The following is an 18,301-nucleotide window of genomic DNA, read 5'->3' on the forward strand; positions in this document are numbered from 1 at the left end:
TCTCGGGCACCTCCCCCAGCCGGGCCAACTCCGGCATCCTCCTCGAGAAGGACCGCCATCAGACGCTGGCATGAGCTCGCGGTACGACGTGGGTGGTGGTCTGAGTGTGGTTGTCAGTCGTTGATCGTCATCGCGGTGTCAGTCGCCACGCCGTAGTTCATTCTTGACCTACGGCGTGGCGGATGGTGGCGTGGGCTGTATGATGCGGCAACTCGTATGAGCCGCACGACAGTTGAGGTGTCCGCTGTGGGGTTGCGAGGATGGGGAGCGGGCCGACCTTGGCAGGAGCACGGTCTGGCAGATCCTCGCCCGGCTCATCGCGCTGGAGTGGGTCATGCCTCACGTAGAGGAGGGCGCGCATCCGGGCCGCCCGGCTCGCGTCTTCTGTGAACCGACTGAGGAGGGCCGCCGTCAGGCGCAGGCGGCACTGGCCGCGCGAAAGGTGCGTCGCCAACCCGATGACCCCAGGCCATGGGCCGGAGACGGCCGGGGTGCACGGTGAAGTAGTCGTGGATCCGGCCGGGGTGCGCGGTGAAGTAGTCGTGGATCCGGCCGGGGTGCGCGGTGAAGTAGTCGTGGATCCGGCCGGCGTATCCGGGCAGGTCGGTGGGGCCAGGCGGGTCGCCTCGGCCACCGCCGCGAGCCCTTGGGCGGAGCCGGCCCTGTACAGGTCCTCCTTGCTGCCGAAGTAGGCGTAGACGCGCTCCTTGCTGGTCTTCGCCGCCTTGGCGATGCGGTCGATTGGTGGCGGGACTTCGGCGACCGGCAACGTTCTGGCGCGCCGGCCGTGGCGCCCACCAGGTATGGGCAAGTGCCAGGGGCTACGCCAGCACCGTGCTCGCCCTCTTGCGTGCTGTCGAGCCGAAGTCCTGACCTTGATACGACCTCAACGTCCGGCTAAGCCTCCGGGCAGCTCTGAAGGAGTTCGGCGAAGGACTCACCGGCGGAGTGAGCGGGGAAGATCCGCAGCGCCGTGTCGTGGTTCGAGGTGCTGATCACGTAGTGCTCGGCGAGGTAGGAGAGGTCGTCCCACGGCTCCCAGACGTGGGCGCGAAGCAGGACCCGGTCGCAGCGGGTGCAGCCGATCCACGGCACCAGCACCAGCTTGGCGAGCTCCGGCTCGCTCCAGCCCGTCACCACCTCGACCTCGTCGTCGTCGAGCAGCCGCACCGCGGCGGGCGCGCCGTCGCCCAGGCAGCGCACGATGCCGGGCGTGAGCTGCTCGCGCTCGCCCCATTCCTCGGCGAGCACGGATATCTGCGCCCGCTCCACCCCGCTGATCGGGACCTGGTGGGCGAGCAGGCGCTCGACCAGCAGGCCGAGCCCACACTCCTGCTCCCCGATCTCCCAGCAGTCCTTGACGCCCTTCGAGGCGGGCGCCGGAAGGAGATCGGCGATCCGGTACCAGAGGGCGGTGTCTTCGTCCATGGGTCGGACTCTAACGCCCCGCGCCGACACCCCCCCAGTCGGCTCCACCTTCTTGAGATGAGAGCCCCGGATGGCGCTGTTGCGCCGCACCTGCTCCGCCGCTCATGTCGGCACCGTCCGGCGCGCCGGATGTCCGGAGAGGAAGCTACCCGACCAGTACCGCCAGGAGCAGCCCGTGAGCACCCGTCAGCGACGGTGGCGGGTGTTGAGGCGGGCGGCCTGGCGTGTCAGGTGGTCGCGTTCGGCGAGGTTGGGTGCCTTGTGGGCTGCTTCGGTGTACAGCCGTGCCGCCGTCGTCAGGTCGCCGTCGCGCTCGTGGAGGTACGCCGCCACTGCGGCGTGGCGGGGGAGTGAGGCGTCCAGTGCCGCGAGTGCAGCCAGGCCGGCGCGGGGTCCGTCGGCTTCGCCGACGGCGACTGCGCGGTTGAGCCGGACGATGGGGCTGTCGGTCAGGTGCGTGAGTTCGTCGTACCACTCGACGATCTGCACCCAGTCGGTCTCCTCGGCCGTGGGTGCGTCGGCGTGGAGTGCCGCGATGGCGGCCTGGGCCTGGAACTCGCCCAGCCGGTCGCGGGCGAGGGCCGCCTGGAGGATCTCGACGCCCTCGGCGATCGACTCGGTGTCCCACCGGCTGCGGTCCTGCTCGGCGAGCGGTACCAGGCTGCCGTCGGGCGCGGTGCGGGTGGCGCGTCGGGCGTGGTGGAGCAGCATGAGGGCGAGCAGCCCTGCTAACTCGGGGTGGTCGATCGCGGTGGCGAGCTGTCGGGTGAGCCGGATGGCCTCGGCGGCGAGGTCGACGTCGCCGGTGTAGCCCTCGTTGAAGACCAAATAGAGGACGCGAAGCACGGTGGCGACGTCGCCGGGCTGGTCGAACCTCACGCCGGCCACGGTGCGCTTGGCCCGGCTGATGCGCTGCGCCATGGTCGCCTCGGGCACCAGGTAGGCCTGGGCGATCTGGCGGGTGGTCAGCCCGCCGACGGCGCGCAGTGTGAGCGCGACCGCGGACGTGGGCGTCAGCGATGGGTGGGCGCACAGGAAGTAGAGCTGGAGCGTGTCGTCCGCCGCGCGCGCGGGCCCGGGCAGCGGCTCTTGGTCGATGAGTTCCTCACGCCGGCGGCGGGCGGTGTCCGCCCGGGCCTGGTCGAGGAACTTGCGCCAGGCTACGGTGACCAGCCAGCCTTTCGGGTCCTGTGGCAGCTCGGTGGGCCAGATGCGGACTGCCTCGACCAGTGCGTCCTGCACGGCGTCCTCGGCCGCCGCGAAGTGGGCTCCGCGGCGGACGAGGATGGCGAGCACGCCTGGTGTGAGGCTCCGGAGCAGGGCCTCGTTCATCGATGGGTCACTCCGTGATGGTGGGCGGCTCGGCCAGGCATGGGCGCACCTCGAGCCACTCGTGGATCGGCTTCCCGCCCGCGCCGGGGGCGGCCGACAGTTCCCCGGCAATCTCGATGGCGCGCTCGTAGCTCTCGACGTCGATCACCATCCAGCCGGCGATGAGGTCCTTGGTCTCGGCGAACGGGCCGTCGGTGACCGGCGGGCGTCCCTCGCCGTCGTACCGGACGAACGTGCCCTCGGGGGCGAGCGCCTGACCATAGACGAACTCGCCGGTCCCCTCGAGCCGGGCCGCGAAGTCGTGCATGAACTGTACGTGCGCCGAGATCTCCTCCGGCGTCCACTGGTCCATCGGCACGTCGTTGACCGGAGTCGGGGCGCCGCGGTAGTGCTTGAGCAGCAAGTACTTGGCCACGGGGGTTCTCCTCGGTGCTGGTGCGACCCATTGTGGTCGCGTTCACTGCAGGGACGGAGCCAGTCACGGGTTTTCGACATCGCCGCCCGAATTTTTTTGGGCTCTCGTGGATGAGCCTGGATGTGCCGTCTCGTGCTGTCCGGGGCCAATGGCGTGGCGCGAGGCCGAGGTCGACCGCTGGCACCAGGAGCGGATGAAGACCCTGCCTGCGTCGACTGCGGCGTGGTGCCCCCAAGGACCAGACGGCGTGGCTCAACAACGCCCGCCGGTACGCGGGGCCGTCACTTCGGGCTGTCGCCGAGGGCTTCCAACATCGTCCGCAAGGCGTCGACCAGTGCGGCGGCCTGGGGTTCGTCGAGACCGGTGAGAAGGCGGCGCTCGGTGGCGAGGTGGTCGGGGAGGGCGCGGTCGATCACGGCGAAGCCCTCCGGTGTGAGGGCGACCTCGCGGCTGCGGCCGTCCGTCTCGCTGCGTGTGCGGGTGACCAGGCCGCGGGCCTCCAGTCGGTCGAGGCGCTGGGTGATGGCGCCGGAGGTGACCATCGCGGACTGCATCAGGTTGGTGGGGGTGAGGCGGTAGGGCGGGCCGCTGCGGCGCAGGGTGGCGAGGACGTCGAAAGAGGGGGCGTCCAGGCCGTGCTCGCCAAAGGTGCGGTCGAGCTCGGTGACCACCAAGTGATGGAGCCGCTTGAGTCGGCCGAACACCTCCATTGGGGAGGCGTCCAGGTCGGGGCGCTCGGCGCCCCATTGCGAGACTACGCGGTCCACATGATCTGCCACATGCCAAGCGTAGGGGATCCCCATGAGGTCGCTTAGCGATGAGGTAGCTGTGAGCCACGTCACGGCCGCACTCCTCTCAGATGTTTTAGTGCTGAGATATATTGGCTTAGTGCTAAGGAATCGACTCGAACTCGTGCTTGCCACGGCCAGTGCCCCGGCCGTCTGGGGGTCGACGTACCTCGTGACCACCGAGCTGCTCCCGCCCCACCGCCCGCTCCTCGCGGCCGTCCTGCGGTGCCTGCCAGCGGGGCTGCTGCTGATAGCCGTCACCCGCACACTGCCGAAGGGCAGCTGGTGGTGGCGCTCGCTGGTCCTCGGCGTGCTCAACATCGGCGCCTTCCAGGCCCTGCTCTTCGTCGCCGCCTACCGCCTCCCCGGCGGGATCGCCGCCACCGTCGGCGCCGTCCAGCCGCTGATCACCGCCGTGCTCGCGGCCGTACTGCTCGGCGACCGGCTCACGCTGCGGACCGTCCTGTCCGGCATCGCCGGCGTCGCGGGCGTCAGCCTGCTCGTCCTGCGGGCCAATGCCCGGCTCGACGCGCTCGGCCTCGCCGCCGCGCTCGGCAGTGCCGTGGTCATGGCCTCCGGCCTCGTACTCTCCAAACGCTGGGTCTCCCCTGCGCCCGTCCTCGCCACCACCGGCTGGCAGCTCACCGCCGGCGGGCTACTGCTGGTCCCGGTCATGCTGGTCGTCGAGGGCGCCCCGCCCTCCCAGCTGACCGCCACCAACCTGCTCGGCTTCGGCTATCTCAGCCTGATCGGCGCGGCGCTGACGTACTTCCTCTGGTTCCGCGGGCTCAAGTCGCTGCCGTCGACCTCCGTCTCCTTCCTCGCGCTGCTCAGCCCGGTCGTCGCCACCGTGCTCGGCTGGCTCGTCCTCGGGCAGGACCTCACCCCGCTCCAGGCGCTCGGCGCGCTGATCGTCCTCGGCTCGCTGATCGTGGCCCAGACCCAGCGCCCGCGCACAGCCACCCCGACAGGCACCCCGGCGGACACGACGCAGCCCGTCACGACCCCCGTCCTCAAAAAGGCCTGACCCGACTCACACTCACCGACCAAGGAGAAACCCCCCATGCGTATCACCGTATTCGGCGCGAGCGGTAGCGTCGGCAGCCGGGTGACGGCCGAGGCGCTCGCCCGCGGCCACGAGGTCACCGCCGTCGTCCGCGACCCGGACAAGCCGCACGGCCTCCCGCTCGCCGCCGCCATAGCCGTCGGGGACGCCCGCAACGCCGAGGACGTGGCCCGGCTGGCCGTCGGACAGGACCTGGTGATCACCGCGACCCGCCCGGTGCCCGGCAGCGAGAGCGAGCTGGCCGTCGCCACCAAGGGCTTGCTGGCCGGCCTCGCTGGGACACGCGTGCGCCTGCTCGCGGTCGGCGGCGCGGGCAGCCTGACCATCCCCGGGGCCGGCGGCATGACCGTCGTCGAAGACCCGGAATTCCCCGCCGAGATCCGGCCGATCGCCCTCGCCTGCGGCGAGCAGCTCGACCTCTACCGCGCCGACGACCAGGTCGACTGGACCTACCTCAGCCCGGCCGCCCTACTCGAACCGGGTGTCCGCACCGGCCGCTTCCGCCTCGGGCACGACGAGCTGCTGGTCGACGCAGACGGCAACTCCGCCATCTCCATGGAAGACCTCGCCGTCGTCCTGCTCGACGAGGCCGAGCAGCCCGCCCATCGCCGCACCCGCTTCACCGCGGCCTACTGAGTACGGACACACAATCCGTCCGGGGCGCTGCTGAGACCTTCACGGTGGGGTCCCTTGCTGCACTGCGGTCCTGGGGAGTGCGTGGGTTGTCACCGAACCGCTCGGCATTGATCAGCGGGAACAGGCTGATCGGCATCGACAGCACGGTGGTGGCCACGTCAGTGAGCAGGTCCCCGCGAATGACGGGAGTGCGGACCAGGAAGGTCAGGCCGTTCGCGACGCCCCGCAGGCCGGCCCGGGCGGGCTCGTCTCCGGGGCTCAGCTGGGGCAGGCCGAACGCACCGTAGAACGCGGCGGCGAAGGTGAGTGCGTCGATCAAGTAGCAGACGGCGATGTCGGCGACGACCCGGCTCAGCGGATACGGGATCTCGGCCCCGACGTCGGCGAGGGCGGCCTCGGTCGCCCGCCATTCCGCCGCCAGGCGACCGACGGCGCCGCGGGCCTCGTCCGTGAGATGCCGTCTCGATGGCCCTGGTCTTCGCCGGCCCGCTGCTGATCCCGTTCGCCTCTGGGGCGCGCCCGGTGCTGCTGACCTTCTTCGTGGCCGCCTTCTTCGTCAGCTACCTGGGCCTGGGCATCGCCAACGCGATCCAGTTGGTGAGCTTGGCGTCGTTGCCTTCAGCCGAGGTCAGCAGCTACGCGAACTCTCTTGCAAGGCGGGAGAGTTCAGTCATCTTGCGGCAGGCTTCGTCCAGATGGCTCAGGCGCGCTTCAGCCCTCGCCCAGCAGCCAGCCGGCCATCGGCGCCGCACCCGCGCTCGTACCGCCGCTCTTCTGCAGCTGGGCGACGTTCGAGGCTGACAGCGCCTGGTTCCACACCAGGACGTTGGAGATCGCGCCGTCCCAGTTGTCGACCCACGCCCCGTGGTACTTCGCCCGGCCGAGCTGCATCCGGCTTGCGGAGTTCCAGATTCCGTCTACCTTGGTCGTGTCCTGCGGCTCGCCGTTGACGTACAGCGTGATGGACTTAGCCGAGGCGTCGTACACGCCGGTCAGCAGCACCCACTTGCCGGTCCAGGACGGCTGCTTGGAGAACGCCTGGCGGGCGTTCCTGTCCTCACCGCCCGGCAGGGTCTGCACCTTGAAAACCCACTGGTTGTGGATGCCCCAGTCGTCGCGGCCCAGATAGAAGGTGTAGTAGTTGCCGCTGCCCTGGCTGAGGACGCACCTGCCGACCTTCGGGGCGTTGTTGTCGACCAGCGCGGAGACGGTGAAGCTCTTGCTGGTGTCGACTACGGGCCCGTTGCTCTCGCCGTGGTCGGTGTCCTTGCCGGCCATCAGAACGGCCGGGCCGTTGTGGCCGTCCGCCTGGCCCGGCTTCACCGTCTTGCTCAGCACGATCGCGTTGCTGCCGTACTTGTCCACCAACTGTGTCAGGGTCGGCGTCGGAGACGGCGATGCGGAGCTGCCCGCCGAGGCCGAGGCCGAGGCGGACGGCGTGGCCGGGCCGACGGCGTCCACCCGCTTCGGGTGCGCGGGGTTCGACAGGGCGATGGCGGCGGTCACGATGCCGGCCACCACCACCACGGCCGCCGCACCGCCGCCGATCTGGAGCATCCGGCGCTTCTTCTGCTCCGCCTCGTGCTGCCGGGCCAGCGTCTCCCAGTCCGGCACGTTCTGCGGCCACTGCTGCCCGCTCACCGGGGGCAGCTGCTCCGGCCTGCCCCAGCCACTGCCACCGTTACCGCCAGGTACGCCCCCGCCAATGCTCATGGATCGACATGCTAGGCCATGGCTGTCGGAAACCGGCGATCCGGCCTGCCTCGGCAGACGGGAGCGCGGTGTTGGCGGCGGATCAGCGCCGTGGACGAGCCGTGGATCAGCCCTGGACAGGCTCCGGCTCGATCTTGGCGACCACCGCACGTCCTGGGCGAGCGGGTGACATAACCAGGCTCACTGGCCCACCGACCGCCCACCTGCCTCCGGGGGCCCGACTCGACGTGGACCTACCGCTGCTGTCACCAACAGCAGATGACGGGCCGCGGGCGATGAACGGGTCTTCGCCTGGCTCGGTCCCCACGGGCACGGCCAGAACGGGGACCCGGGCATCCGCGGCATCGTCCTGCCCGACACGTGGCCGTCGAGTTCGTCGTTGAGTGCTGTCGGTAGCCCCGTGCTGTGAGGTATGCGCAGGGCGGCGGTTTGACCAACGTCGAGAGGGCCGCACGGGAGCGGATCCGGCTTCAGGCCGTAGAACGCTTCGAGGGCGGGGGTCGCGTTGCGGGTGAGCGTGCGTTCGGTGGAGCGCTGGCGCCGGCAGTGGCGTGAAGGGGGTGCAGCAGGTGTCGCCTCGAAGGGCTCACCTGGCAGGTCGAAGCTGTCCGAGGCGCAAGTCAAACGTCTGGAGCACGAGTTGGAACGCGGACCGCTGGCTCATGGCTGGGAGGACCAGCGATGGACTCTTGCACGGGTGAAGACGTTGATCGGCCGACTGTTCCACGTCTCCTGCACCGTGGAGGGCACCTGGGTCCTGCTTCAGCGGCACGGGTGGTCGTGGCAGCAGCCGGCCCGCCGAGCCTGCGAATCTGCAGGTGGATGACGCTTGTTTCGTGCGGAGGTTGACACTGGATGTTCACTGGTCGGTGGGGGAGTGGTGACATCTTCGTGCGGCTATTTTGGTGTCATGACGTGACATTGCCGTTGGACAGTTCGGTCTCGTTTCCCGCGCTGTCCTCATGCGCGCGGCTCAGGGTACGAGCACCAGCTTCCGGCCTGCTGTTCGGCCGGCGGTCACCCGTTCGAATGCGACTGGTCCCTCCGTCAGTCGCAGAGGTTCGGGGGAGAGGCGGAGCAGCCCTTGCGCGAGGTCGGTTGTGAGCCGGGCGAGCTGCGCGGGGTCAGGCCGCACATAGAGGTTCGTACTGGTGATCCCTCGTTCGGGGTCGGGCGCGTCGGAGGTCAGAGAGCACAGTTGCCCGCCGTCGCGGATAAGAGGCAAGGCGGCCGCCGCCGTACCGGCCGCGGCGATGAGGGCCGCATCGAACCCGCCTTGTGTTCGCGCAGGCCACGCCAGGTCGTGGTAATCGATGATCTCGGCAGCTCCGAGACTGCGAAGACGCTCCTCGGCGGACGGCGAGGCTGTTGCCGTCACCTCCACGCCGGCGGCCGCCGCCAGCTGAATGGCCAGGGAGCCGGTGCTGCCGCCCCCGTTGGTGAGCAGGAGGCGCTGCCCTGTGGTGAGCCCCAGCGCCTCCAGGGCCTGCAGTGCGGTGAGGCCGTTGACGGGGAGCGCGGCCGCCGCGGCGGGTTCCAGTCCGTTGGGTACGGGGGCCGTGTGGGCGGCGGTGACAAGGACCTGCTCGGCCCAGAAGCCGCTGCCGCCCGGAAGCGGCGCCTCATGCGCCACCAAACGGTCACCGACGGAGACTCCGTGGACACCGGCGCCGACGGCGCGTACCCGGCCGACGCCCTCGACGCCCAGTGCGGCGGGGGGACGCAGGCCGACATCCCAGCCGCCGGTGTTCAGCAGCCTGTCCCACGGTCCCACTCCGGCGGCCTCGACCAGGATGAGTACCTGGCCTGTGCCGGGCGGCGGAGGTTCGGGAAGGTTGAGGAGGGTGACCTCCGTCGCCCCGGGCGCAGAGACTCCGATTGCTTTCATCACGGGTCCTCTTCTCAGGTTCGGTCGCCGGGAGGGGGGATCCCCGGGACGGTTGCCCCAGCCACGAGCCCACCTCCTGCTCACCATCGCGGGCCGTCGGCATGACCGCCCGGAGTTGTCCATCGTCGATGCCGCGGTGTGCTGAGCCGATCGCCCCGTCCAGCAGTCCTGCGGCTGGCTATCCGCCGTCCGTGACCCGGATGACGGTCTTGCCGGGAGTGTGTCGGCCGCGGGTGAATGCGGCGGCTGCCTCGGCCAGCGGCCTCACCTCGCCGATGATCGGCTTGAGCCGTCCGTCCCTGAGCCGCTGGGCTAGATCCGCGAGCCGCGCACGGTCGGGTTCGACGACGAAGAACACGGCACGGCCGTGCCTCGGACCGACCTCGGGCGGCGAGGCGATGGTCACCAGCGTGCCCCCGGCGCGTACCAGTGCGGCCGAGCGTTCCTGGATCTCGCCGCCGATCACGTCGAGGACCAGGTCGACCTCGCCGACGTCCTCCAGCCGATCGGTCTGCAGATCCACGAAGGCAGCCACGCCCAGACCGAGAGCGGTGTCCCGGTCGGCGGCCCGGCCCGTCCCGATCACCCGGGCCCCTGCCTCACGCGCGAGCTGCACCGCGATCGATCCCACACCGCCCGCAGCCCCGTGGACCAGGACAGTCTGCCCCGCGGTAAGCCGACCGTGGTCGAACAGTGCCTGCCAGGCGGTCAGCCCCGAGATCGGCAGGGCAGCGGCCACCGTGTGGTCGACATCCGCCGGCAGCGGGGCCAGATCGCGGGCCTCCACCGCGGTGTACTCAGCCAGCGAGCCGTCCCGGGCCCAGTCGACCAGCCCGAACACCCGCTGGCCGACCGTGAGACCGGTCGTGCCGTACCCGAGTTCGGCGACAACACCCGACAGCTCGTGCCCAGGCACGCTCGGCGTCCGGTCGCGTCCGGCGCGATCCGTCCACGTTCCCGGCCACGCAAGCTCCCCCGGGGTGAACCCAGCGGCATGCACCCGCACGATGACGTCGTTCTCGGCGGGGTGGGGGTAGGGCAACTCCGTCAGGGTCATGCCGCGGACGCCAGCGGCGCGGTCCCGAACGACGACGGCCTGCATGCCAGATCCCCTACGGCCAACCGTGCAGCAGCACGACCGCGCGACCGTGCGCGGGGCCGGCCTCGACTGAGGCAGCCGCCGTGCCTGCGGCGCCAGCGCCGGGGGCCTTGTCGAAGGCCCGCTTGGTCATCACCTCAGGACCTCCCGTCGGTGTCCGCTGGTCGGGTTCTGCCGCACCCAGCGAGGAGCACTGCTCCACGTCGCGTTGGCCCGGTGAGCCAGGCCACGCCATGGTCGCGGTCGCCGACCCGCGAGAAGTGGTACGGGCGGATCTTCCGGCTGTCGCCGTTGCGCACAACGAGCGACAGCGGAGCCCGCGCCTCCCAGTCCCACAGGTCCCCGAAGACGAGTGTCGCAAGGCCGCTGACAAGGTGCCCATCAACCGCGTCCGAATGAGTGATGGCGCCATGGGCTGTTCCGCGGCCTCATCGCACATCCGAAGGCTGGTCGACACGGTCGGCGAGTACGTGGGCATGACCCCAAGCCGGCTTCACGATCGGCGCCGGGCTCGGCCTCGCCCGAAGTCCAACTCCGCGGCTGGGCACCACCGACGCGAGGGGTCGTGGACGGCGTAAAGGCGGGTGCCCCCATCCCAGTTGCGGCGCGAGGTGCGGGAACTGCGCCGTGCCAACGAGGTCCTGCGGACGGCCTCGGTCTTTTTCGCCGCACAGCTCGACCCACCCCGGCCCAGGCGACCGCGCTCCTCGACGAGCACCCGCACCTGGGGATCGAGCCCGTAATCCGGGAACTTCACATCCCCTCCTCCACCTACTACCGCTGGCGTCGCGCCGAGGCCGAGCCGTGCGAACGACGCCGCATGGACATCGAGTTGACCGGGAGAATCCAGCAGGTCCACGCCGACTCCGGCGGGGTTTACGGCTCGCCGCGCGGAGGAGCAACCGGGCACGACGCCGAACGGTGCGGCGGGCTGCCATGGCGCCGTCCTCGCTGACTACCGTGGGCACAGGCGTGCCTTCCCGACCGACGCCGCAACGTCGGCCTTGCTCGATGACTTATCGATCGATCCATCGGGAAGGTACGCCTTCGTCCGTCAGGCCGATCCACAAGTCCTGAGCATTGCTCGGCCCGCTTGCCATCCGTGAGGCGTTCAACGCCGTCGTATTCCGTTCCGCTGAACAGAACCTCACCCCGATCGCCACCGACATCGAGCTGGCTGCCCGGATCCTCGAACCCACCCTGCTGGCCCTCGTCGTCCTCGCCGTTCGCGAACGCGTCAAGCGATGAGTGGCTATCCGGACTCGGCCGCCCGGCCGAGGCCATCGCCTCCATCCCCACGATCGCCGAGGAGCGCGCGTACGCCGAGCGGCGGGAGCGAGAGGTGGGAGCTGCGGAAGCAGGACGACCCCTGGGCCAGGGCGGGCGAGTGCACCCAGGAGTCCCCGTTGCGGCCGCCGAGGGCAGACCTGATCCGGCGTCGGCGCTTGTTTTTTGGTCGTCGTCTCGTGGAGCGGTTACAGGAAGCTGACACGCCGCCCACCTCGCCCTGAAGCCCCAAGCTGTCCGCCAAAGCGGAAAGTCCTTCGGTAGAGCCCTCCATTTGCATCCTGTGTCCACGACTTCCCTGAGGTGGCACCGTGTCAGGGGCGGTGTCAGTGCGGTGGCTGTCCGGTGTCAGGACGGTCGGGGATCGTCAACGTCAGAAACAACGAGCGAGCACAGGAGAGCATCATGCTGAAGTTCGACGCCCCCGCCCCGATCCGCGCCGTCCTCGACATCCCCGCCGGACGGATCCGGTTCATCGCCGCCGACCGCGCCGACACCACCGTCGAGGTCCTGCCCGCGAACCCCTCCAAGAGCCGCGATGTCCAGACCGCCGAGCAGACCGCCGTCGCCTACGCGGACGGCGTCCTGCGGATCCACGTCCCCGAGCCCAAGAACGTGCTCCTCGGTAGCGGATCCGTGGAGGTCACCGTTCAGCTGCCCGTCGGCTCCCGCATCGAGGCCAGGGCCGCCGCCTGCGAGTTGCGCGGCGTCGGCCGCCTGGGCGAGGTCGTCTTCGAAGGCGCGTACCGCCAGATCAGGATCGACGAGGCCGCGAGCCTGCGCCTCACGGCGACCGACGGCGACGTCGAGGTCGGCCGGCTCACCGGTCCCGCGGAGATCAGCACCGCCAGGGGCGACATCCGGATCACCGAGGCCGTGCGCGGCACGGTCGTTCTCCGTACCCAGTCCGGCAGCATCACCATCGGCGCCGCCGCCGGCGTCTCCGCCGCCCTGGACGCCGGCACCGCCCACGGCCGGATCCACAACGCCCTCAGGAACGACGGCACCGCCGAACTCGACATCCGCGCCACCACCTCCAACGGCGACATCACCGCCCGCAGCCTGTGAGGAGCCCGCGGTGCGGCCGCGCTCGAAACCGCGGCCGCACCTGTCACGGCGGCATCACCGTCCACCGCTCCTGATCCACCTCTGACCCTGGAGAGAGGCACACCATGACCAGCAAGCACTCCGCCTGGACCGGCATGGTGTCGGTCGACGACACCGCCCTGGCCGTCACCGACACCCGTGGACCCGGCCGGCCTGTGATCTACCTCAACGGCTCCTACGCCACCCAGAAGAACTGGAAGCCCGTCATCGCCGAACTCGGCGACGGCTACCGGCACATCACTTTCGACGAGCGCGCCCGCGGCCGCTCCCGGAAGTCCTGCGACTACTCCTTCGAAGCGTGTCTGCGCGACATCGACGCCGTCATCGAAGCCACCGGGGCCGAAGGCCCGCTGCTGGTCGGCTGGTCCTACGGCGCGGCCCTCGCACTGCACTACGCCGCCCGCCACTGCGACCGCCTCGCCGGCGTGGTCATGGTCGACGGTGGCTACCCCTGGGACTACCTCGCCACCGTCGACGGTGGCCGGGACGCCGGCAAGGAGGAGATCCGACGGCTGTTCCGCAAGTTCCGCTGGACGATGCCACTGACCCGCCGCCTGGGCCTGTCCGCCCACATGAGTGCCGACCAGCACGCCGACATCAACATCGAACTCAACGAAATCGTCGCCGCAGGCGACCCCGCCTTCGACCACGTCACGTGCCCGATGCGGTTCATCGTCGCCTCCGGCAAGAGCCTGGGCAGCACCGAGGAAGGACACGCCGCCATGCGCGCCACCCTCGACCCCGTCCTCAAGCGCAACCCCCACGTGAAGGTCAGCGCCACTGTCCCCAGCAACCACTCCACCGTCGTCCGCAAGGACTACCGCGCCATCGCCACCGCGGTCCGCGAAGCCTCCGATGCCAACGCCCTCCACTGACAACGTGGCAGACGGAATCACCATCGGCCAGGCTGCGCGTTCGCCGGTGTCACGGTGAAGACCCATCCGGGCCAGCAGCATGCTGAAGTTCGACATCCCCGCCGCGATCACCGCCGTCCTTGACATCCCCGCCGGACGGATCCGGTTCATCGCCGCCGACCGCGTCGACACCACCGTCGAGGTCCTGTCCGCCAACCCCTCCAAGAGCCGCTATGTCCAGACCGCCGGGCAGACCACCGTCGCTTGAGCGCCGAGAACAGGGTGAGGCGGACCGACCACCTGTCCCTCAGCCTGACGGCCTGGCCCAGCCACGAGGCCACCCTGCTGGAACCCCGACTGCCACGAACGTGCCAGCTCCTCACAGCCCCCATGCCCACCACCGCTGGCTCTCGTTCTTGCTGTCGATCGACCGGTGCGGGTACACGGGGAGCCGCCGCATCCGGCGGACCCGCCTGAACGTGGGGTGATCGCCGCCCGCTACTCTGCCGCGGTGACAGAGACACTGATGAACCGTTACCGCCTCGCCGTAGAACCGCTGCTGGAGCCCGGCGAGCAGTTGCTCGACGTGGCGACGGTGGTACCCGTGGCGGGCGCCAAGGGCGTTGGGCACGGCGTGGGCGCACGGGTCGGCAACGCGCTGGGGCAGCTGGGCGGGGTATCGGGAGGCTCCGGCAGCCTCGCGGACGGCTTTCCCACCACGACGGGCGGCGCGATGTCCAGACTGCTGGTGGTCACCGACCGCCGGACCGCCTTCGTTACTGCGCTGGACATCCGCAAGGCTGGCCAGTTGCTGTGGCACGCGCCCCGGCACCTCGTCGCCCGGATCGAGCGGCGCCCGAGGTGGCAGGCGATGGCCCGGTTCCGCCTGCACTTCGCCGATGGCTCGGCGGTCTCGATGTACACCACCCGGCGCCGCACCATCGAGGCCCTTGCCGACCACCTGGGACGGTGACCAGCCCGTCTGGCGGCGCTTCGGCCGCCCCGGCCGGCACCCCCTCACCGACGCACCGGACAACCCGAACACCCGCGCCGCCTACGACCAGCGCCAGGCCGTCCGCGAGCGCGAGCAACAGACGGCCCACCAGGAGCCGATGGACTCCCTGGCCCGTCACTCACCGAGAGGGAACCCATGAAGCGGCAGTGGCGCCGAGTCCTGCTGACGGTGGCCGCGGTGCCGGCTGTCGCGGCCACCGTGGGTGCGGTGGCCGTCCACAAGATGACCACCGGCAAACTCGACCACGGCACGATGTTCACCCCGACCTCGGGACCACTCACCGTCAAACCCGGCGAGCGCTTCTCGATCGAGGTGTTCGCCAACCAGGAGGCGGGCGACACGGTGCTGTCTGCCAGAATCGCGAGGCAGACCAGGAACGCAGTGCGGGGGGACGGGATCTGATGGCGCGGGGGACAGGATTGAGGCTGGCATTGTCGGCGGCGATTGCCGCCGGTGCGCTGGCCGGATGCTCGGACGGCTCCGGAACCGCGCCGACGGCGGCAGCGTCAGGGCAGGCGGGCACCGTGAGCGCGAGCCCTGCCGCGCAGCCGGCGTCCGGCACCGCCAGCTCCTCGGCCTCCGCCGGGGAGCAGGTGCTGGTGGTGTACCGCGCCTTCGACGCCTACCGCCAGGAGGCCGGGCGCACCGGCGAGGAGAACACCGGGCGTCTGGCGGAGCTGGCCATCGGGGAGGCATACCAGAACCAACTGGCGGACACCAGCCGGGAGAAGACCTCCGGCTACCGGTTCAAGGGCAAGAAGATCGTGAACCCGTCTGTGGTCCGGGTCGACCTGTCCTCGACGCCGCCGGTCGTAGAGCTCAAGGACTGCATCGACGTGTCCGACTGGAATCCGTACGCCATCTCCACCGCTTCCGTGTCGAAGGCTCCGGGCAGTCCGCCGCGCGTGCCGGCCACTGCCGAGGCCCGGCAGATGCCCGACGGCACCTGGCGCATCAGCCGCCTCAGCACCCGGCCCATGGAGTCCTGCTGACCCGCGCGATGCGCAGGCTACCCGGGGCCGCCCTGTAATTCCGGCGCGCAAACTGCAGGCGGCTCGGGCTCAGGAACGCTACAGCGAGCAACGTGGCGGCCGCGCCCGGCGGGCCACCGGCAACCAGCGCTCCAAACCGCTGTTCGACGATGCGGCGCGGGTGATGCTCACCCTTCTCTACCAGCGGCAGGTCTGCTCGATGAAGCTGCTACATCACAGTGCCGACCGCGGCAGGAGCCCATCATCACTCATACTCATAACCGAGCGTCACGTGGCTGAGACCTGCAACGTTGCGACCCAGTTGGCGAACCGAGAGCAATGCTCAAGACCTGTGGATCAGTTCCGGGAGGAACGCGGAGGGCGTACCTTCCCGAATGATCCTGTGATGGTCATCGAGTAGGCCGACGTTGCAGCGTCGGTCGGGAAGGCACGCCCGTGCTCACCGTAGTCAACGCCGACGGTTCAACGCGAGACGGTTCCCTGCTGGACGAGATCGTCCGCGAAGGCGCGAGGCGGATGCTGGCCGCCGCGCTGGAGGCCGAAGTCAACGCCTACATCGCCGAGTTGGCCCACGAGAAGGACGAGACGGGGCGGCGCCTGGTGGTCCGCAACGGCTACCATCAGCCCCGGAAGGTCACCACCGCGGCTGGCGCGATCGAGGTCAAGGCCCCGCGGGTGAACGACAAGCGCGTCGACGAGGCCACCGGCGAGCGTAAGCGGTTCTCCTCGGTGATCCTGCCGCCCTGGTGCCGCAAGACCCCGAAGATCGCCGGCGTTCTGCCTCTGCTCTACCTGCACGGCCTGTCCTCCGGCGACTTCGTCCCGGCAATGGAGCAGTTTCTCGGCTCGGCGGCCGGGCTGTCCCCGGCCACCGTCACCCGGCTGACGACCCAGTGGCAGGCCGACCACGCCGCCTTCCAGGACCGCGACCTGTCCGGCATCGACTACGTCTACGTCTGGGTCGACGGCATCCACCTGCGCGTACGCCTGGACGAGGCCAAGGCCGCCGTCCTGGTCGTGATCGGGGTCCGTGCGGACGGCACCAAGGAACTGGGGGCCATGACGGACGGCTACCGGGAGTCGTCCGAGTCCTGGGCCGCCCTGCTGCGGGACTGCGCGCGCCGGGGCATGCGCTCGCCCGTGCTGGCGGTCGGCGACGGCGCGCTCGGGTTCTGGAAGGCCCTGCGCGAGGTCTTCCCCGACACCCGCGAACAGAGGTGCTGGGTTCACAAAACGGCCAACGTCCTCGACGCCATGCCGAAGTCGGCCCAGCCGGCGGCGAAGAAGGCCATCCAGGACATCTACAACGCCGAGGACCGCGAGCACGCCGAGCAGGGGGTCAAGACCTTCGCCAGGCTCTACGGCCCGAAGTTCCCCAAGGCCGTCGCGAAGATCACCGATGACCAGGACGAGCTACTGGAGTTCTACAAGTCTCCGGCCGAGCACTGGATCCACCTGCGGACCACCAACCCGATCGAGTCGACCTTCGCCACCGTCCGACTTCGCACGAAGGTCACCAAGGGCGCCGGCTCCGCGCGCCGCCGGGCTGGCGATGGTGTTCAAGCTCGTCGAGTCCGCTCAGGCCCGCTGGCGGTCCGTCAACGGCGCCCACCTCGTTCCGCTTGTCCGCGCCGGAGCCCGCTTCGAACGCGGCCAGCTGGTGGAGCGAGATGAGGTGAAGGTGGCGTGACCCGCACTGGTCCGGCCCACGCCGCCTCCGTCCGGCTCGCTACCCCGGCACCCGGGCACGAAGGGCCTGGATGGACCACGTGAGCACGGGGACCAGATTCTCCGGAGCAGGCCAGCCGTTGACCACTGCGAGCAGGTCCACATACCGCTGCCTGCGGGGGTCGTTCGCGGTCTCCAAGCGGGCCAGCAGCTGCCTGCGGAGCCCTACGTCGTCGGGGCGGCCGACGACGTGCGCGTAGTGGGCCGTCAGCGCGGCGACGGTCGGATCGGCCTGGGGCGAGGCCGGTGCGAGGCCGGCCACCAGTGCTGGACCGACCTGGTCACGGACGGCCGCGACGAGGTCGCGGTGCAGAACCGCGATGTCGCCCTGGGCACGCTCGACCGACCCGTCCTCGGCCATCCGCCGCACGCTGGTGCGAAAGTCCGGGTTCTGGGACAGTTCGGCCAACTCCACCCAGGCCTGGATCTGCTCGGTCTCGGGGTTGTCGGGCAGCTCGGGGGTCATCGAGCGCCTGACCCCCGTGAATTGGGGGTCGGCATCCAGCCCGCCGAAGACGGCGTCGAGGAAGTCTCCGATCAGACGTCGGCGTTCGTCTTCGGAGAGCTTGGCCAGCTTGTGCATAAGATCCATCTCCTCAAGGGTGGCCCCGCGCTCGGCCACCGCTGTCAGCACCGCGCGCCGCAGGCGCAGGGTGCTGATCTGCACCGCCAGGGCTTCGGCATGCGCTGCCGCCACCTCGGGAAGCGAGAGCTTCTGGTCCACGACCTTCCGGATCGTGGCAAGGTCCAGTCCCAGGTCGCGCAACGTACGTACGAGGTCCAGGCGGGCGACAGCTTCGATGTCGTAAAGGCGGTAGCCGGACGGGCTGCGATCAGTCGGCACCACGATCCCGCAATCGGAATAGAACCGAATGGTCTTGACCGTCAGCCCGGTCCGCCGAGCCAGGTCACCGATCGAGTAGAGCGTGTCGCCGTCCATGCCCTCAGCTTTG

At 70.0% G+C, this 18,301-nt stretch carries 18 protein-coding genes and 4 pseudogenes; 12 read left to right on the forward strand and 10 right to left on the reverse strand.

Annotated elements, in window-relative coordinates; all coding sequences use genetic code 11:
• Positions 1-157: 157 nt before the first annotated feature.
• From ACZ5ON_RS31710 to ACZ5ON_RS31730, 5 genes are all read right to left on the reverse strand, one after another.
• On the reverse strand, positions 158-811 hold the full coding sequence (locus ACZ5ON_RS31710; RefSeq protein ID WP_465599908.1) for a TetR/AcrR family transcriptional regulator: 654 nt from the start codon (positions 809-811) through the stop codon (positions 158-160).
• A gap of 86 nt (positions 812-897) precedes the next feature.
• Positions 898-1,428, reverse strand: coding sequence for a hypothetical protein (locus ACZ5ON_RS31715; RefSeq protein WP_465599910.1), 531 nt, complete (start codon positions 1,426-1,428; stop codon positions 898-900).
• A 186-nt stretch (positions 1,429-1,614) separates the two neighbouring features.
• Positions 1,615-2,760: an RNA polymerase sigma factor gene (locus tag ACZ5ON_RS31720; protein ID WP_465599912.1), complete on the reverse strand. Its 1,146-nt coding sequence runs from the start codon at positions 2,758-2,760 to the stop codon at positions 1,615-1,617.
• 7 nt (positions 2,761-2,767) lie between these two features.
• Entirely contained in the window at positions 2,768-3,175 is a 408-nt protein-coding gene (locus tag ACZ5ON_RS31725) for a YciI family protein (protein ID WP_465599914.1), read from the reverse strand.
• Between the two features lie 281 nt (positions 3,176-3,456).
• Entirely contained in the window at positions 3,457-3,954 is a 498-nt protein-coding gene (locus ACZ5ON_RS31730) for a MarR family winged helix-turn-helix transcriptional regulator (protein WP_465599916.1), read from the reverse strand.
• Between the two features lie 133 nt (positions 3,955-4,087).
• On the opposite strand from ACZ5ON_RS31730, the gene ACZ5ON_RS31735 reads away from it, so the two are divergent.
• Both ACZ5ON_RS31735 and ACZ5ON_RS31740 read left to right on the forward strand, forming a co-directional pair.
• Positions 4,088-4,990, forward strand: coding sequence for an EamA family transporter (locus tag ACZ5ON_RS31735; RefSeq protein WP_465599918.1), 903 nt, complete (start codon positions 4,088-4,090; stop codon positions 4,988-4,990).
• Between the two features lie 36 nt (positions 4,991-5,026).
• The gene (locus ACZ5ON_RS31740; protein WP_465599920.1) at positions 5,027-5,665 is read left to right on the forward strand and encodes an NAD(P)-dependent oxidoreductase; all 639 of its coding nucleotides are present in this window, start codon (positions 5,027-5,029) and stop codon (positions 5,663-5,665) included.
• 76 nt (positions 5,666-5,741) lie between these two features.
• Here ACZ5ON_RS31740 and ACZ5ON_RS31745 read toward each other — a convergent pair.
• Together ACZ5ON_RS31745 and ACZ5ON_RS31750 are read right to left on the reverse strand one after the other, a co-directional pair.
• Positions 5,742-5,999, reverse strand: a pseudogene (locus tag ACZ5ON_RS31745) (MFS transporter); the annotation flags it as partial.
• Positions 6,000-6,376: 377 nt separating this feature from the next.
• Positions 6,377-7,378, reverse strand: a complete 1,002-nt coding sequence (locus tag ACZ5ON_RS31750) for a LamG domain-containing protein (RefSeq protein ID WP_465599922.1) — start codon at positions 7,376-7,378, stop codon at positions 6,377-6,379.
• A 405-nt stretch (positions 7,379-7,783) separates the two neighbouring features.
• Here ACZ5ON_RS31750 and ACZ5ON_RS31755 point away from each other — a divergent pair.
• Positions 7,784-8,189: pseudogene (locus ACZ5ON_RS31755) on the forward strand (winged helix-turn-helix domain-containing protein); the annotation flags it as partial.
• A gap of 162 nt (positions 8,190-8,351) precedes the next feature.
• On the opposite strand, the gene ACZ5ON_RS31760 reads toward ACZ5ON_RS31755, so the two are convergent.
• Together ACZ5ON_RS31760 and ACZ5ON_RS31765 are read right to left on the reverse strand one after the other, a co-directional pair.
• Complete coding sequence (locus tag ACZ5ON_RS31760; protein WP_465599924.1) at positions 8,352-9,266, reverse strand: NADP-dependent oxidoreductase; 915 nt, start codon at positions 9,264-9,266, stop codon at positions 8,352-8,354.
• Positions 9,267-9,444: 178 nt separating this feature from the next.
• A complete protein-coding gene (locus tag ACZ5ON_RS31765) occupies positions 9,445-10,368 on the reverse strand; it encodes an NADP-dependent oxidoreductase (protein ID WP_465599926.1) in 924 nt (307 codons plus the stop codon).
• A gap of 1,077 nt (positions 10,369-11,445) precedes the next feature.
• Here ACZ5ON_RS31765 and ACZ5ON_RS31770 point away from each other — a divergent pair.
• From ACZ5ON_RS31770 to ACZ5ON_RS31810, 9 genes and pseudogenes are all read left to right on the forward strand, one after another.
• On the forward strand, positions 11,446-11,613 hold the full coding sequence (locus ACZ5ON_RS31770) for a hypothetical protein (RefSeq protein WP_465599927.1): 168 nt from the start codon (positions 11,446-11,448) through the stop codon (positions 11,611-11,613).
• 444 nt (positions 11,614-12,057) lie between these two features.
• Positions 12,058-12,720 (forward strand): DUF4097 family beta strand repeat-containing protein, encoded by a 663-nt coding sequence (locus ACZ5ON_RS31775; RefSeq protein ID WP_465599929.1) that lies wholly within the window; start codon positions 12,058-12,060, stop codon positions 12,718-12,720.
• Positions 12,721-12,824: 104 nt separating this feature from the next.
• Complete coding sequence (locus ACZ5ON_RS31780) at positions 12,825-13,634, forward strand: alpha/beta fold hydrolase (RefSeq protein WP_465599931.1); 810 nt, start codon at positions 12,825-12,827, stop codon at positions 13,632-13,634.
• A gap of 79 nt (positions 13,635-13,713) precedes the next feature.
• A pseudogene (locus ACZ5ON_RS31785) lies at positions 13,714-13,875 on the forward strand (DUF4097 family beta strand repeat-containing protein); the annotation flags it as partial.
• Between the two features lie 249 nt (positions 13,876-14,124).
• A complete protein-coding gene (locus tag ACZ5ON_RS31790; RefSeq protein WP_465599932.1) occupies positions 14,125-14,586 on the forward strand; it encodes a hypothetical protein in 462 nt (153 codons plus the stop codon).
• On the forward strand, positions 14,564-14,767 hold the full coding sequence (locus ACZ5ON_RS31795) for a hypothetical protein (RefSeq protein WP_465599934.1): 204 nt from the start codon (positions 14,564-14,566) through the stop codon (positions 14,765-14,767). Before ACZ5ON_RS31790 ends, ACZ5ON_RS31795 begins: the two co-directional genes overlap by 23 nt.
• On the forward strand, positions 14,764-15,030 hold the full coding sequence (locus ACZ5ON_RS31800) for a hypothetical protein (protein ID WP_465599936.1): 267 nt from the start codon (positions 14,764-14,766) through the stop codon (positions 15,028-15,030). The genes ACZ5ON_RS31795 and ACZ5ON_RS31800 overlap by 4 nt, the downstream gene beginning before the upstream one ends.
• A 122-nt stretch (positions 15,031-15,152) precedes the next feature.
• Positions 15,153-15,620, forward strand: coding sequence for a hypothetical protein (locus ACZ5ON_RS31805; protein ID WP_465599938.1), 468 nt, complete (start codon positions 15,153-15,155; stop codon positions 15,618-15,620).
• Between the two features lie 435 nt (positions 15,621-16,055).
• Positions 16,056-17,310 (forward strand): annotated as a pseudogene (locus ACZ5ON_RS31810) (IS256 family transposase).
• 39 nt (positions 17,311-17,349) lie between these two features.
• Here the strand turns inward: ACZ5ON_RS31810 and ACZ5ON_RS31815 are convergent.
• Entirely contained in the window at positions 17,350-18,288 is a 939-nt protein-coding gene (locus tag ACZ5ON_RS31815; protein WP_465599940.1) for a MerR family transcriptional regulator, read from the reverse strand.
• Positions 18,289-18,301 lie beyond the last annotated feature (13 nt).

The sequence above is a fragment of the Kitasatospora sp. NPDC032150 genome (genome assembly GCF_055579945.1).

Coding starts and splice junctions, on each gene's coding strand:
- ACZ5ON_RS31715 (WP_465599910.1), bottom strand. CDS start 1,428: ATGGACGAAGACACCGCCCTCTGGTACCGGATCGCCGATCTCCTTCCG.
- ACZ5ON_RS31720 (WP_465599912.1), bottom strand. CDS start 2,760: ATGAACGAGGCCCTGCTCCGGAGCCTCACACCAGGCGTGCTCGCCATC.
- ACZ5ON_RS31740 (WP_465599920.1), top strand. CDS start 5,027: ATGCGTATCACCGTATTCGGCGCGAGCGGTAGCGTCGGCAGCCGGGTG.
- ACZ5ON_RS31750 (WP_465599922.1), bottom strand. CDS start 7,378: ATGAGCATTGGCGGGGGCGTACCTGGCGGTAACGGTGGCAGTGGCTGG.
- ACZ5ON_RS31760 (WP_465599924.1), bottom strand. CDS start 9,266: ATGAAAGCAATCGGAGTCTCTGCGCCCGGGGCGACGGAGGTCACCCTC.
- ACZ5ON_RS31765 (WP_465599926.1), bottom strand. CDS start 10,368: ATGCAGGCCGTCGTCGTTCGGGACCGCGCCGCTGGCGTCCGCGGCATG.
- ACZ5ON_RS31775 (WP_465599929.1), top strand. CDS start 12,058: ATGCTGAAGTTCGACGCCCCCGCCCCGATCCGCGCCGTCCTCGACATC.
- ACZ5ON_RS31780 (WP_465599931.1), top strand. CDS start 12,825: ATGACCAGCAAGCACTCCGCCTGGACCGGCATGGTGTCGGTCGACGAC.
- ACZ5ON_RS31800 (WP_465599936.1), top strand. CDS start 14,764: ATGAAGCGGCAGTGGCGCCGAGTCCTGCTGACGGTGGCCGCGGTGCCG.
- ACZ5ON_RS31815 (WP_465599940.1), bottom strand. CDS start 18,288: ATGGACGGCGACACGCTCTACTCGATCGGTGACCTGGCTCGGCGGACC.